We start from the raw sequence: 13,389 nt of genomic DNA on the forward strand, positions 1-13,389 counted from the left end.
ATGAAATTACCGATTTATTTCGATTATGCAGCAACCACCCCAGTTGATCCGCGTGTTGCTGAAAAAATGATGCAGTTTCTGACCCCAGATGGTCAGTTCGGTAACCCTGCGTCACGCTCGCATCGCTTTGGTTGGCAAGCCGAAGAAGCGGTTGATATTGCCCGTAACCAAGTGGCAGAACTCATCAACGCTGACCCGCGCGAAATCGTATTTACCTCGGGCGCAACCGAGTCAGACAACCTGGCTATTAAAGGTGCAGCTGAGTTTTACAGCAAAAAAGGTAAGCACATCATCACGGTGAAAACAGAGCACAAAGCAGTGCTTGATACTTGCCGTCAAATGGAGCGTGAAGGCTTCGAAGTAACTTACCTTGACGTGCAAGAAGATGGATTAATCAACATCGACGCATTCAAAGCAGCACTGCGCGAAGACACAGTATTAGTTAGCGTGATGCACGTGAACAACGAAATTGGTGTGATTCAAGATCTCGAAACTATCGGTAACTTGTGTCGCGCGAACAAAACCATCTTCCACGTAGACGGCGCACAAAGCTGCGGAAAAATTGATGTGGATATGGAAAAGCTTCCGGTTGATTTGTTTAGCATCTCAGCTCACAAAATGTATGGCCCGAAAGGCGTTGGCGCATTGTATGTTCGCCGTAAGCCACGGGTACGCTTAAACGCACAAATGCACGGCGGTGGTCATGAGCGTGGTATGCGTTCTGGCACATTGGCAACGCATCAATTAGTAGGCTTCGGCGAAGCGGCGCGTATTGCGAAAGAAGAAATGGCCGCTGAGCGTGAGCGCTTCAAAATGTTGCACGACCGTTTGTGGAACGGTGTCAAAGATATTGAAGAAGTATATGTGAACGGTAACCAAGAGCACGCGGTGCCACACATCTTTAACATCAGCTTCAACTTCGTAGAAGGCGAAAGCTTGATTATGGCGTTGAAAGACTTAGCGGTATCGTCAGGTTCAGCTTGTACATCTGCAAGCCTTGAACCTTCGTACGTATTACGTGCATTAGGCCGCAACGACGAATTGGCTCATAGCTCAATTCGCTTCAGCTTCGGTCGTTTCACCACCGAAGAAGAAGTCGACTACGCCATTAAACAAATTAACAATTCAATTGGTCGTCTACGCGACATGTCACCCCTTTGGGAAATGTACAAAGACGGCGTCGACCTTACCAAGGTCGAATGGGTGGCACACTAAGAGAGGTAACACGGTATGGCATACAGCGAAAAAGTAATCGACCATTATGAAAACCCGCGCAACGTAGGCGCATTCGACAAAAACGATCCGTCTATTGCAACTGGTATGGTCGGCGCACCAGCATGTGGTGACGTGATGAAGTTACAGTTGAAAATCAACGACGACGGCATCATTGAAGATGCGAAGTTTAAAACCTACGGCTGTGGTTCTGCTATTGCGTCAAGCTCGCTAGTCACCGAATGGGTGAAAGGCAAATCTATTGCCGAAGCTGAGCAACTGAAAAATACGCAAATTGCTGAAGAATTAGCGTTGCCACCAGTGAAAATTCACTGTTCAATTTTGGCTGAAGACGCAATTAAAGCAGCAATTGCAGACTACAAAAAGAAACACGCAGGTTAATTAGGTTAGCAAATGGCAATTACCATAACTGAAGCAGCGGCGCAGCGTGCCCGTTCGTTTCTGGAACAACGCGGTAAAGGTGTTGGTATCCGCTTAGGTGTAAAAACCACCGGATGCTCCGGCCTTGCCTACGTGATGGAATTTGTTGATGAAGTCGACGATACCGACACCATCATTGAAGACAAAGGCGTGAACATTGTCATAGATGGCAAGAGCTTGGTTTATCTCGATGGCACCGAAATCGACTTCGTCAAAGAAGGCCTAAACGAAGGCTTCGAATTCCGTAATCCGAACGCCAAAGGCGAATGTGGTTGCGGCGAGAGCTTCAACGTTTAACAGGTAAAAAATGAATCATTTTGAACTGTTTGATATGCCCGCCGCATTCAATTTGGATGCGGCGGAATTACAACAGCGCTACCGAAAACTACAACAAACCATGCATCCCGATCGTTTTGCCAACGGCAGCGAGCGCGATAAGTTGATGGCGGTACAACGTACTTCCCAACTTAATGATGCGTATCAAACCTTGCGTTCACCGCTGTCGCGCGCTGAGTATTTACTCGAGCTACGTGGCATTGAACTCGCCCATGAGCAAACCACCTTGCAAGACCCTGAGTTTCTCATGGCGCAAATGGAATGGCGCGAGCGCATTGAAGAAGTTGATGATTTTGATTCGCTTGACGCGGCCTACAAAGATTTGCAAGAGCAGATGCGTGATTTGCAATCAGAGCTTGAACAGCAGCTGAATAGTGATGCCAATGATGAGGCAGCAAATACGGTGCGTAAGTTGAAGTTTATGCACAAACTGCATCACGAGCTCGAACAGCTTGAAGACAAACTGAATTAAAAAGCGTTATTCGTTATTGGTTATTGGTTACTCGAAGTTTTGTTTAGGTTTTTCGAATAACGATTAACGAATAACGAACAACGAAATAGAGGTTTTAAATGGCTTTATTACAAATTGCGGAGCCGGGCCAAAGCACCGCGCCCCACCAACATCGACTCGCTGCCGGCATCGACCTCGGCACCACTAACTCATTGGTGGCGACCGTGCGTAGCGGTGAAGCGAAGGTGTTGCGTGACGAGCAAGACCGCGCCATTTTGCCATCGGTTGTTTATTACGGCGCTAATGAAGTACTTACCGGACATGAAGCACTAGCCAAACACGCAGATAAGAATATTGATACCGAGAACACCATTGTTTCGGTGAAGCGTTTTATTGGCCGCACCATTGCCGACGTGCAGAAAAACTTCTCAAATCTACCGTATCGTATGAGCGAAACCGATAATGGTGTGCCGGTATTCCATACTGCAGCTGGTGAGAAGAATGCTGTGGAAGTATCAGCTGATATCTTACGTACGTTAGCGGCTCGCGCTGAAGCGTCGTTAGGTGGCGAGTTAACCGGTGTGGTCATTACGGTGCCGGCGTATTTTGATGACGCACAGCGCCAAAGTACGAAAGACGCCGCTCAGCTAGCTGGCCTGAAAGTATTACGCTTATTAAATGAACCGACTGCTGCGGCAGTCGCGTACGGTCTTGACTCTGGCCGCGAAGGCTTGATTGCCGTATACGATTTAGGTGGCGGCACCTTCGATATCTCTATTCTTCGTCTACAGGGTGGTGTGTTTGAAGTTCTGGCAACCGGTGGTGATAGTGCCCTCGGCGGTGATGACTTCGACCAACTCATCGTCAACTGGCTCAAGCAAGAATGGCAGTTACCAGACAACGTTGACGCTCGCACCGAGCGCGACCTCGTCAACGCCGCCAAAGCCGCCAAAGAGCAATTGACGGACGTAGCCCGGCGTTCCACGCCGGGTGGCGAAGCCGTTAATATCGAGCCGGTCAACGGTATCGAATCGAAAACAGCCGTTGCACTGTCTCTTGCAAAATTTAATGAGCTCATTGAGCCATTAGTACGCCGTACGCTTTCAGCCTGCCGTCGCGCCCTAAAAGATGCCGACGTCAGCGCCGATGAAATCCTTGATGTCGTCATGGTTGGCGGTTCAACCCGCGTGCCACGCATTCGCGAAGCAGTTGGCGAATTTTTCGGTCGCGAGCCATTAACCTCCATCGACCCCGATCAAGTCGTGGCGATTGGTGCCGCAGTACAAGCCGATATCTTAGCCGGCAACAAGCCAGATTCTGACATGTTGTTACTCGATGTGATTCCATTATCACTAGGCCTTGAAACCATGGGCGGCTTGGTCGAAAAAGTCGTCGCGCGAAATACGACGATTCCGGTGGCCAAAGCTCAAGAATTTACCACCTTCAAAGATGGCCAAACCGCCATGATGATCCACGTGGTGCAGGGCGAGCGTGAGTTAGTTGATGATTGCCGCAGCTTGGCGCGTTTCGTATTAACCGACATTCCGCCAATGGCAGCTGGAGCCGCACACATTCGTGTAACATTCCAAGTGGACGCCGACGGTTTGCTCAGTGTCACCGCTATGGAAAAATCGAGCGGCGTCACTGCGTCGGTGCAAGTGAAACCATCATACGGCTTAGGCGATGATGACATCACCAAAATGATTCAGTCGTCCATGACCAACGCCAAAGAAGACATGGCTGCGCGTATGCTACGTGAACAGCAAGTAGAAGCCGACCGCGTGTTAGAAGCCCTAAGCAGCGCATTAGCGGCTGACGGCGCCTTGTTAAATGAACAAGAACGCACAATATTAGATGACGCCATGGACGCCTTGCGCATTGCTCGCAACGGTACCGATACCGACGTCATTGAAAAGGCCATTGAAGCCGTCGATAAAGCTAGCGATGATTTCGCTGCCCGCCGCATGGACGAGAGCATTCGCAAAGCTCTCTCCGGCAGCAAAGTCGACGAATTGTAGAGTAACGAGGTTTTTATGCCGAAAATTATTTTTTTACCGCACGAAGAATTATGTCCTGAAGGCGCTGCGCTCGACGCCGCTGAAGGTGAAAGCGTACTAGACGTTGCTTTACGCAACGGCATCGGCATTGAACATGCCTGCGAAAAAGTGTGCGCCTGCACCACTTGCCACGTGTACATCCGCGAAGGCATGGATTCGTTGAACGAAATTGAAGAAAACGAAGACGATATGCTCGACAAAGCCTGGGGCCTTGACCCTGATTCACGTCTGAGCTGCCAAGCGCGCGTAGATGGCGAAGATCTCGTTGTTGAAATACCGAAGTACAGCATTAACCACGCCAAAGAAAACCATTAATAAGAGAGGTGCAGTCCAAGGACTGCACCCCACCTCCTGCTCAAAACTTGCACAAACTCAGTTTATCCACCATAATTCATTTATTAGCTATTTATCGATGATATTTGGTGGTTTATGAATTCCGAGCTATTCCTGCAAGCAGTCGGCGAACTGATCAAAAAGCACCGCACACAAACCATGGACCAAGAAGAGTTCGCGAAGCGTTTGGGCTGTGGTGTGAATACCGTGTACCGTATGGAAAACGGGCAGGGCGTGAATGCAATGACTCTTGTTTCGGCTCTTGAACTCCTCGGTTTATTGGGGGAGTTTACAGACGTCGTTGATGAGCAGCTTGCGCGCGTGGCCGACGCACCAGAGCGCAAGCGCCGTAAACCGGTTGAGGATTTCTCCAATGATTTCTGAAGCCTATATATTCATTGAAGGCTTAGAAGACGAGCCAGTCATTTGTGCGAAATTTCGTTACGATATCGCACGCAAAGTCGGGCAGCTGCGTTACGGGAAATCCTATCTATCGCGTGATGATGCCTTTCCGCTCGATCCGATACACCTACCACTTAGCCAAGAAATTTTTACCACCAAACTCAATAAGGGCATCTTCGGGGTGTTAAGCGATGCCGGAGCGGATGCTTGGGGTCGTAAACTGATTCTGCAATTGCGTAAAACCAAACCGCAAAACGAACTTGAGTTTTTGATTGCTGGCGCCACTATGGGCGTTGGTGCTATTAGCTTTAGTTTGTCGCGCACCAAAGCTAAGGCAAAACAATCTCGCAATACGCTGGATGATTTGGACTTACTACTACGTGGGAAAAGAGCCATTCTCAACTCAGAGAATGTCAGTGTCGAGGTTAAAAAAGCATTCCAGTTCGGTGACTCAATGGGGGGGGCGCGTCCGAAAACCTTGTTAGTTGATAACCATCAAACGTATTTATTGAAGTTTAACCGAGCCGACGATCTGTATAATGTCGCTCGCGTCGAATACGCCACCATGCAGATGCTAACCGAGCTCGAGGGGGTACGCACTGCGGATGTACGTTTGCTTGAAGGTGAAGAGGATGCGTTGATGGTGAAGCGTTTCGATAGGCATTTCGACGGTGTTATCGAATCGGTATCGCATCATTTTATCAGTGCAAACGCACTCTTGATGAATGACCATGTGAATGAGACAGCGCTGCGAAGTTGGTACTCTTATGGCGCACTGGCCGAGTTATTGCGTAAACACAGTGCTTCGGCCGACGATGCCCCCGAGTTATTCAAACGTATGGTGTTTAACGTACTGATTGGTAATACCGACGACCATGCTCGAAATCATGCCATGTTGTGGCATTTACAAGAACGGTATTGGCGATTAGCACCTGCTTATGATGTGCTTCCGATTAGTAATAGCAAGGAGCATGGATTAGGAATTGGCGATGATGGGCGTGCCGGCACTGTGGGAAACTTAATGTCGCAGTCACGTCGATTTGGGCTGCAGCCATACAAAGCGCGAGCAGTCATAAACGAAGTACAAGAGCTAATAGCAGAATGGCCAATTTACTTCCGACGCCACGGTGTCGGTGATGGCGACATTGAAATCCTCCGTAGCATTATTGCATAAACAGGGAATAAGAGGGGTGCAGTCCAAGGACTGCACCCCACCTTTTTAGCCGTCGAGTTTCTCGGCAAATGTACGTTTAAATTTCGCCAATTTCGGGTGTACTACCGCCTGGCAGTAGGCGTTTTCAGGATTGCGTTCCACGTAATTCTCGTGATATTCCTCAGCTGGCCAGAATTTCTCCAGCGCCTCAATAGTCGTCACAATCGGCGCATCCCACGTTTGCTCGCGCTCCATTTCAGCAATAATCTCTTCCGCCAAACGTCTTTGCTCGTCGGTTTGATAGAAAATCGAGGTGCGATATTGCGTACCAATGTCGTTGCCTTGACGGTTCACCTGAGTTGGATCATGCAGAGCAAAAAAGATCTCATAAATTTCACGTACGCTCAGAGCAACCGGGTCAAACGTAATCTGAATCACTTCAGCGTGACCCGTATCGCCCTTGCACACTTCTTCGTATGTCGGTTCGGCTTTATGACCACCAGCGTAACCTGACTGAACTTTCAGTACGCCGCGAACCTGCTTAAAGGCGCCTTCAAGACACCAAAAGCAACCGCCACCTAATGTAATTTGTTGCGTCATAACTACCTCATTAATTATATGGACGTCTAGATGCCCACACTTTACGCCCGTTCCACCCAAAGCGCAAGAGGAGGGGGGCAGTCCTTGGACTGCCCCCCTCCTTTCGCTTGTCATAGGTTTTATGTATAATCCGCGCGACTTAAACTTAGGCAACCTTTAACTTTAAAAACTCGATTGGAGAAAATCATGGCTTTAGAGCGCACTTTATCAATCATCAAGCCAGACGCAGTTGGCAAAAACGTCATTGGCGCTATCTACAACCGCTTCGAAACTGCGGGTTTCCGTATTGTTGCAGCGAAAATGATGCACTTGAGCACCGAGCAAGCAGAAGGCTTCTACGCTGAACACAAAGAGCGTCCATTCTTCCGCGCATTGGTTGACTTCATGACTTCTGGCCCAATCATGGTGCAAGTATTGGAAGGCGAAGACGCAGTAAAACGTCACCGCGACATCATGGGTGCAACTAACCCAACTGACGCATTGGCAGGAACTTTGCGCGCAGACTATGCTGTATCTATTGATGAGAATGCAGTTCACGGTTCTGACGCGTTAGAATCAGCGGCTCGCGAAATTGCATACTTCTTCACTGAAGAAGAACTCTGCGCCCGCACCCGCTAAAAGCAAAAGCGTTACTCGTTATTCGTTAGTCGAGCGCTTCGCTTGTCGTTAAGCCCGACTACGAATAACGAATAACCAATAACGAATAACCAGTAACGAACAACGCCGTTAAGGTTTTATATGAATGCTGTAGACAAAAAAGTGAACTTACTCGACTTGAACCGCGAAGGTATGCGCGCGTTCTTCAAAGAGTTGGGTGAAAAACCATTTCGCGCCGACCAGGTCATGAAGTGGGTTTATCACTATTGCGTCGACGACTTCGATCAAATGACCAACCTCAACAAGGTCTTACGAGAGAAGCTCAAGCAGGTGGCCGAGATTCGGGCGCCTGAAGTGCGTATGCAACAGCAATCATCAGACGGCACCATTAAGTTCGCAATGACCTTATTCGATGGTCAGGATGTGGAAACCGTATGGATTCCAGATCGTGATCGTGCCACCTTATGCGTGAGCTCGCAGGTGGGTTGTGCACTGGAGTGCACGTTCTGTTCAACCGCGCAGCAAGGCTTTAACCGCAACCTCAAGGTTGCGGAAATTATCGGCCAAGTATGGCGCGTGAACAAATTGCTCGGCGCCTTTGGCGACACCGGCGTGAAAGCCGTTACCAACGTGGTGATGATGGGCATGGGCGAACCGTTGCTCAACCTGAACAACGTGGTACCAGCAATGGATCTGATGCTAGATGACAATGCCTTTGGTTTATCCAAACGTCGCGTCACGCTCAGCACCTCAGGCGTTGTACCGGCGCTTTACAAGCTGAAAGAAGAAATTGATGTTGCCCTCGCCATTTCACTTCACGCGCCGAACGATGAGTTGCGTAATGAAATTGTGCCAATCAATAAGAAGTACAACATTCAAGAATTCTTAAAAGCGAGCCGCGATTATATCGACGGCAGCAAAGCCAATAAAAACATCACCATTGAGTACGTGATGCTTGATCATATCAATGACTCAATGGAACAAGCCGCCGAACTTGCAGAGCTTCTCAAAGATACGCCGTGCAAGATCAACCTCATTCCGTTTAATCCATTCCCAGGTTCAGACTATGGTCGTTCGAGCAATTCACGCATCGACCGATTCGCCAAAGTGCTGATGGAAAAAGGCTACATTGTGGTGGTTCGACGCACTCGTGGTGACGACATTGACGCCGCATGCGGTCAGCTGGTGGGGGATGTCATTGACCGTACCAAGCGCATTCTGAAGAAGCAGCAAGCACAGCGCGGTGGTGATGGAATTCAAGTGAAAGCGGTTTAATCGCACTCAAAATCCCTACTTAAGACAAACTTAACACGGCTTTGACGCCGCATCGCTTGATCTACCGCTGATAAAGGTTAAGATAGCTTTCTTTACAGGGGGATTTTCATGCGGATACTATTGCTTGTGCTGTTTACCGCGCTCGTCACGACTGGGTGTGTCAGTCAGCGCACGGTTGATGGTAAGCAACAACCTGCTCAACAATTCAATGCACAAGAGGCGGCGCGTACGCGGCTTGCCTTGGGTTTGCAGTATTTACGCAGTGGTAACTTCGAGCAAGCGAAAGCAAATTTAGAGCGCGCTCGCGAATATACTCCCGAAAATGCCGACGTCTACACTGGCCTTGCTTACTACTATCAGCAAGTTCGCGATTTCAAAAGCGCCGAAGCGCACTACCGAAAAGCCATTGATTTAAAACCCAAAGATGGCGATAACTATAACAATCTCGGCGTGCTACTGTGTGGTCAGCAACGCTATAATGACGCCGACCAAATGTTCCGCAAGGCGGTTGCGCAACCTGGTTACGTGAAAGTTGCCAGCACTTATGAAAATGCCGCGCGCTGTGCAGCCGAGCAGGGTGACCTAGCAAACGCTGATCGCTATTACGAATTGGCGTTGAACCACAGTGGTGGCGGCGTCAACATACTTGAAAATTACGCCTCCTTGTTAATGCAGCAAAAACGCTACGACAAGGCAGCAACCATGATAGAACGCCGCAGTAATTACCCCCAATTATCGGCGCAATACTTGTGGTTAGAAGTGCAGTTAGCCCATGCCCAGAACCAGAAGAATAAACGGCAGCAATTTGGCGATCTGCTGGTACAGCGCTTTCCTGCATCGCAGCAAGCGACTGATTATCTCAAACTTATCAAATAGCGATACCCCATGGCACAAGATAAAGACTTATTTGAAGAAAATGCAGAGCCGGCTGAGCCACAGCCAGAGCCGTATACTGGCGAAACGCCCGGTCAAATTTTTCGCGAAGCACGTGAAGCAAAAGGCTTAAGTACGCAACAGGTAGCAGATAACTTACGCCTGCGTAAGGTTGTTGTTGAATACATGGAAGCCGATGATTACGACCAGTTATCGTCGCCAACCTACGTGCGTGGTTATTTGCGCTCGCTCAGTAAAGCGCTTGAAGTTGACGAAGCACGAGTGTTTGAAGCCTACAGAAAAATGGGCTTCGGCCAGGTGGTGCCAAGCACTATCACTATGCAGAGTTTCTCGAAGCGCAAAGTACGCGAACGCAACGATAACCGCTTGATGCTAATTAGCTACTTAATTATTGCCGTTGTCATTGCGATGGCCGTGGTGTGGTGGTGGCAAGATAGCAATGCTGGCAATATGTTTGCAGACGGCAACGGCAATAACGGTGCCAGCCAACAAATCACCGAACGTCAGCCAACGCGTCGAACCGAAACGCAAGTGCGCGAGCAGTTGCAAAGCTCGAACAACACGATGCAATCGAACACCGTGGATGATAGCGGAAATGATTCAGGCACTACCTCAGGCAGCGTTGACGCAACCGAAACAACAGCCGACAACGCCAGCAAGAACACCAGCAGCCCGATTGTAACGGGCGCAGATAACTCGCAAGAATCGCCCGTTGTCACCGAAGAGCCAGAGCCAACTACCCGCACCGACAGTCGCTCGGCTAGTACCGATAATAATCAGGTTGTTGCCGACACCAGCCGTGAAGCCCCAACCGTTACTGAACCTGTCGCCGCCAACCAAGCGAGTCTCGTCATGGAATTCAGTGGCGCTTGCTGGATCAAAGTCACTGATGGCACCGGCACCGATATCGCCATTGGCGTCAAAGAAGCGGGTTACAGAATGCCGCTGACGGGCGAGCCGCCATTTGATATCATTTTATGCAAGCCAGAATTCGTCGAATTGACGTATAATGGAGAACCGGTTGATTTGAGCAATTATCGCCGCAACCGCAGCGTAACCATGACCTTGAACTGATAAAAGCGTTAATGGTTATTCGTTATTGGTTACTCGAAAAAATTAAAACCAACCACGAATAACGATTAACGAATAACGAGTAACGAATTTATGCATTTAAACCCCATCAAACGTCGACCTTCTCGCCGTATCTACGTAGGTAACGTGCCGATTGGTGATAGCGCACCGATAGCCGTGCAATCGATGACCAACACCGAGACCACTGACGTGGCCGCCACGGTGAAACAGATTCAAGCCATTGCCAATGCCGGTGCTGACTTGGTGCGGGTGAGTGTGCCGACGATGGATGCCGCCGAAGCATTCAAATTCATCAAGCAGCAAAGTCCAATTCCACTGGTGGCCGATATTCACTTTGACTATCGCATTGCCTTGAAAGTAGCGGAATACGGTGTCGACTGCCTGCGAATTAACCCAGGCAACATCGGTAACGAGCAACGTATTCGTGCAGTGGTTGATGCTGCGCGTGATCGTGGTATTCCTATTCGTATTGGAGTCAATGGCGGCTCGCTTGAAAAAGATTTGCAAGAAAAATACGGCGAGCCTACACCAGCCGCATTGGTTGAATCTGCCATGCGTCATGTGGATATTCTTGACCGCCTAAATTTCCATGACTTCAAAGTGAGCGTGAAAGCTTCCGATGTATTCTTGGCGGTTGAATCGTACCGTTTACTGGCGAAACAAATCGAACAACCATTGCACTTAGGTATCACTGAAGCAGGTGGCTTACGTAGTGGCTCAGTAAAATCATCGATTGGCCTTGGCATGCTGTTAGCCGAAGGTATTGGCGATACGTTGCGTATTTCACTGGCAGCCGACCCAGTGGAAGAAGTGAAAGTTGGCTTTGATATTTTAAAATCACTGCGTATTCGCAGCCGCGGCATCAATTTTATCGCTTGCCCAAGCTGTTCCCGCCAAGAATTTGACGTGATTGGTACCGTGAATGCGCTCGAGCAACGCCTTGAAGACATCACTACACCAATGGACGTGTCGATTATCGGTTGTGTGGTAAACGGCCCAGGCGAAGCTTTAATTTCTCATGTTGGCTTGGCTGGCGCGAAGAACAAAAGTGGTTTTTACCTCAATGGCGAGCGCCAAAAAGACCGTCTCGACAACGCCGATTTGGTCGATGAGCTCGAAAAACGTATCCGCGACCAAGTAAAACGTCTAGAAGCTGAACAGATTCCCGTGAAGCAAGCGTAAAGCTGCGGTATACTATGCGCCATTTTTCGTAATAAATTTCCGTCTTAAGTAGACCCTAAGCAGAAAAGAACTCGAACGTGGCAAAAAATATACAAGCAATTCGCGGCATGAACGACATCCTGCCGAATCAAACCCCAGCGTGGCAATACGTTGAAGGTGTGATTCGTCAGGTGGCAGCCCAATATACCTACCAAGAAATTCGCATGCCGGTACTCGAAAGCACCGACCTGTTCAAGCGCTCCATTGGTGAAGTGACCGATATCGTCGAAAAAGAGATGTACACTTTCGATGATCGCAACGGTGACAGCTTAACCTTGCGCCCGGAAGGCACCGCCAGCTGTGTGCGCGCCGGTAACGAGCACGGCTTGCTATATAACCAAACCCAGCGTTTATGGTACTTGGGTCCAATGTTCCGTCATGAACGCCCGCAAAAAGGTCGCTATCGCCAGTTTCATCAGTTTGGTATTGAGGCGTTTGGTATGGATACACCAGACATTGATGCTGAAGTGATTTTGCTGTCAGCTCGTTTGTGGCAGGCATTTGGTATTAGCGAACAAGTCGAATTACAACTCAATTCATTAGCATCGAACGAAGCGCGGGCGCGATATCGTGACGCGTTACGTGAATTTTTGCGTGCTCATGAAGATAAGCTGGACGAAGACTCCAAGCGTCGTTTAGATACCAACGTGTTGCGTGTGCTCGATAGCAAATCGCCGGAAACCCAAGCGGTACTTGCTGATGCACCAAAGTTATCGGAATATTGGGACGACGAATCGCGCGAGCATTTTAATGGCTTATGCAAACGTCTCGATGCGGCGGGTATTAAGTACGTATTGAACGAACGTTTAGTCCGTGGTCTCGATTACTACAACCGTACCGTGTTTGAGTGGGTCACCACTGAACTTGGCGCGCAAGGCACGGTTTGTGCCGGTGGCCGATACGACGGTTTGGTTGAGCAGCTTGGCGGTAAACCAACGCCAGCTGTAGGCTTTGCTATGGGCATGGAACGCTTGGTCTTGTTGTTGGAGTCGCAAGGCAAAATTCCACCAGAGCAAGCTATTGATATTTACGTGATTGCAGCAACTGAAGCGGCGGAACTAATCGCCCCAGCCGTTGCCGAACAAATTCGAAGTGCCAAGCCGCAACTCAAAGTACAATTGCACAGCGGCACCCAGAACATGAAGAAGAAGTTGGCAAAAGCTGACAAGTCAGGCGCCACCTACGCCTTGCTTGTCCGCGACACCGATTTCGAACTAAAGCACCTGCGCGACCGCACCACCGACGCTATTGTGCTTAACAGCATCGACGAGCTATCGTTTCACGAATAACGATTAACGAACAACGAATAATGCATTTGAGGTTTT

General features: G+C 49.2%; 15 protein-coding genes. 14 read left to right on the forward strand and 1 reads right to left on the reverse strand.

Annotation, left to right across the window (positions count from 1 at the left end):
* From D3795_RS11150 to D3795_RS11185, 8 genes are all read left to right on the forward strand, one after another.
* A complete protein-coding gene (locus D3795_RS11150; protein ID WP_156268767.1) occupies positions 1 to 1,215 on the forward strand; it encodes an IscS subfamily cysteine desulfurase in 1,215 nt (404 codons plus the stop codon).
* 15 nt (positions 1,216 to 1,230) lie between these two features.
* On the forward strand, positions 1,231 to 1,614 hold the full coding sequence (iscU, locus tag D3795_RS11155; RefSeq protein ID WP_130202585.1) for a Fe-S cluster assembly scaffold IscU: 384 nt from the start codon (positions 1,231 to 1,233) through the stop codon (positions 1,612 to 1,614).
* A gap of 12 nt (positions 1,615 to 1,626) precedes the next feature.
* Positions 1,627 to 1,950 (forward strand): iron-sulfur cluster assembly protein IscA, encoded by a 324-nt coding sequence (gene iscA / locus D3795_RS11160; RefSeq protein ID WP_092856297.1) that lies wholly within the window; start codon positions 1,627 to 1,629, stop codon positions 1,948 to 1,950.
* Between the two features lie 10 nt (positions 1,951 to 1,960).
* The gene (hscB, locus tag D3795_RS11165) at positions 1,961 to 2,461 is read left to right on the forward strand and encodes a co-chaperone HscB (RefSeq protein ID WP_156268769.1); all 501 of its coding nucleotides are present in this window, start codon (positions 1,961 to 1,963) and stop codon (positions 2,459 to 2,461) included.
* Between the two features lie 98 nt (positions 2,462 to 2,559).
* Positions 2,560 to 4,458, forward strand: coding sequence for a Fe-S protein assembly chaperone HscA (hscA, locus tag D3795_RS11170; RefSeq protein WP_156268771.1), 1,899 nt, complete (start codon positions 2,560 to 2,562; stop codon positions 4,456 to 4,458).
* A gap of 15 nt (positions 4,459 to 4,473) precedes the next feature.
* Positions 4,474 to 4,812 carry an ISC system 2Fe-2S type ferredoxin gene (gene fdx / locus D3795_RS11175; protein ID WP_156268773.1) on the forward strand — a complete coding sequence of 113 codons (339 nt, stop codon included), beginning with the start codon at positions 4,474 to 4,476 and terminating at the stop codon, positions 4,810 to 4,812.
* A gap of 114 nt (positions 4,813 to 4,926) precedes the next feature.
* The gene (locus D3795_RS11180; protein WP_156268774.1) at positions 4,927 to 5,214 is read left to right on the forward strand and encodes a helix-turn-helix domain-containing protein; all 288 of its coding nucleotides are present in this window, start codon (positions 4,927 to 4,929) and stop codon (positions 5,212 to 5,214) included.
* On the forward strand, positions 5,204 to 6,406 hold the full coding sequence (locus tag D3795_RS11185) for a type II toxin-antitoxin system HipA family toxin (RefSeq protein ID WP_156268776.1): 1,203 nt from the start codon (positions 5,204 to 5,206) through the stop codon (positions 6,404 to 6,406). Before D3795_RS11180 ends, D3795_RS11185 begins: the two co-directional genes overlap by 11 nt.
* 45 nt (positions 6,407 to 6,451) lie before the next feature.
* Here D3795_RS11185 and msrA read toward each other — a convergent pair whose 3' ends face one another.
* Positions 6,452 to 6,985 carry a peptide-methionine (S)-S-oxide reductase MsrA gene (msrA, locus tag D3795_RS11190; protein WP_156268778.1) on the reverse strand — a complete coding sequence of 178 codons (534 nt, stop codon included), beginning with the start codon at positions 6,983 to 6,985 and terminating at the stop codon, positions 6,452 to 6,454.
* Between the two features lie 186 nt (positions 6,986 to 7,171).
* On the opposite strand from msrA, the gene ndk reads away from it, so the two are divergent.
* The 6 genes from ndk (at position 7,172) to hisS (ending at position 13,353) form a co-directional block, all read left to right on the forward strand.
* Entirely contained in the window at positions 7,172 to 7,603 is a 432-nt protein-coding gene (gene ndk, locus D3795_RS11195) for a nucleoside-diphosphate kinase (protein ID WP_156268780.1), read from the forward strand.
* A gap of 120 nt (positions 7,604 to 7,723) precedes the next feature.
* Positions 7,724 to 8,857, forward strand: a complete 1,134-nt coding sequence (locus D3795_RS11200; protein ID WP_092856278.1) for a bifunctional tRNA (adenosine(37)-C2)-methyltransferase TrmG/ribosomal RNA large subunit methyltransferase RlmN — start codon at positions 7,724 to 7,726, stop codon at positions 8,855 to 8,857.
* A gap of 108 nt (positions 8,858 to 8,965) precedes the next feature.
* Entirely contained in the window at positions 8,966 to 9,733 is a 768-nt protein-coding gene (gene pilW / locus D3795_RS11205; RefSeq protein ID WP_156268782.1) for a type IV pilus biogenesis/stability protein PilW, read from the forward strand.
* Positions 9,734 to 9,742: 9 nt separating this feature from the next.
* Positions 9,743 to 10,825 (forward strand): RodZ domain-containing protein, encoded by a 1,083-nt coding sequence (locus tag D3795_RS11210; protein ID WP_156268784.1) that lies wholly within the window; start codon positions 9,743 to 9,745, stop codon positions 10,823 to 10,825.
* A gap of 90 nt (positions 10,826 to 10,915) precedes the next feature.
* Positions 10,916 to 12,025, forward strand: coding sequence for a flavodoxin-dependent (E)-4-hydroxy-3-methylbut-2-enyl-diphosphate synthase (ispG, locus tag D3795_RS11215; RefSeq protein WP_156268786.1), 1,110 nt, complete (start codon positions 10,916 to 10,918; stop codon positions 12,023 to 12,025).
* A 77-nt stretch (positions 12,026 to 12,102) separates the two neighbouring features.
* Complete coding sequence (gene hisS / locus D3795_RS11220) at positions 12,103 to 13,353, forward strand: histidine--tRNA ligase (protein WP_156268788.1); 1,251 nt, start codon at positions 12,103 to 12,105, stop codon at positions 13,351 to 13,353.
* Positions 13,354 to 13,389 lie beyond the last annotated feature (36 nt).

The organism is Pseudidiomarina andamanensis, assembly GCF_009734345.1.
GTDB classification, from domain to species: domain Bacteria; phylum Pseudomonadota; class Gammaproteobacteria; order Enterobacterales; family Alteromonadaceae; genus Pseudidiomarina; species Pseudidiomarina andamanensis.

What these genes read in the sequence shown, in the direction of transcription:
- D3795_RS11150 (WP_156268767.1), top strand. Translation starts at nt 1, where the DNA reads ATGAAATTACCGATTTATTTCGATTATGCAGCAACCACCCCAGTTGAT.
- iscU (WP_130202585.1), top strand. Translation starts at nt 1,231, where the DNA reads ATGGCATACAGCGAAAAAGTAATCGACCATTATGAAAACCCGCGCAAC.
- iscA (WP_092856297.1), top strand. Translation starts at nt 1,627, where the DNA reads ATGGCAATTACCATAACTGAAGCAGCGGCGCAGCGTGCCCGTTCGTTT.
- hscB (WP_156268769.1), top strand. Translation starts at nt 1,961, where the DNA reads ATGAATCATTTTGAACTGTTTGATATGCCCGCCGCATTCAATTTGGAT.
- hscA (WP_156268771.1), top strand. Translation starts at nt 2,560, where the DNA reads ATGGCTTTATTACAAATTGCGGAGCCGGGCCAAAGCACCGCGCCCCAC.
- fdx (WP_156268773.1), top strand. Translation starts at nt 4,474, where the DNA reads ATGCCGAAAATTATTTTTTTACCGCACGAAGAATTATGTCCTGAAGGC.
- D3795_RS11180 (WP_156268774.1), top strand. Translation starts at nt 4,927, where the DNA reads ATGAATTCCGAGCTATTCCTGCAAGCAGTCGGCGAACTGATCAAAAAG.
- D3795_RS11185 (WP_156268776.1), top strand. Translation starts at nt 5,204, where the DNA reads ATGATTTCTGAAGCCTATATATTCATTGAAGGCTTAGAAGACGAGCCA.
- msrA (WP_156268778.1), bottom strand. Translation starts at nt 6,985, where the DNA reads ATGACGCAACAAATTACATTAGGTGGCGGTTGCTTTTGGTGTCTTGAA.
- ndk (WP_156268780.1), top strand. Translation starts at nt 7,172, where the DNA reads ATGGCTTTAGAGCGCACTTTATCAATCATCAAGCCAGACGCAGTTGGC.
- D3795_RS11200 (WP_092856278.1), top strand. Translation starts at nt 7,724, where the DNA reads ATGAATGCTGTAGACAAAAAAGTGAACTTACTCGACTTGAACCGCGAA.
- pilW (WP_156268782.1), top strand. Translation starts at nt 8,966, where the DNA reads ATGCGGATACTATTGCTTGTGCTGTTTACCGCGCTCGTCACGACTGGG.
- D3795_RS11210 (WP_156268784.1), top strand. Translation starts at nt 9,743, where the DNA reads ATGGCACAAGATAAAGACTTATTTGAAGAAAATGCAGAGCCGGCTGAG.
- ispG (WP_156268786.1), top strand. Translation starts at nt 10,916, where the DNA reads ATGCATTTAAACCCCATCAAACGTCGACCTTCTCGCCGTATCTACGTA.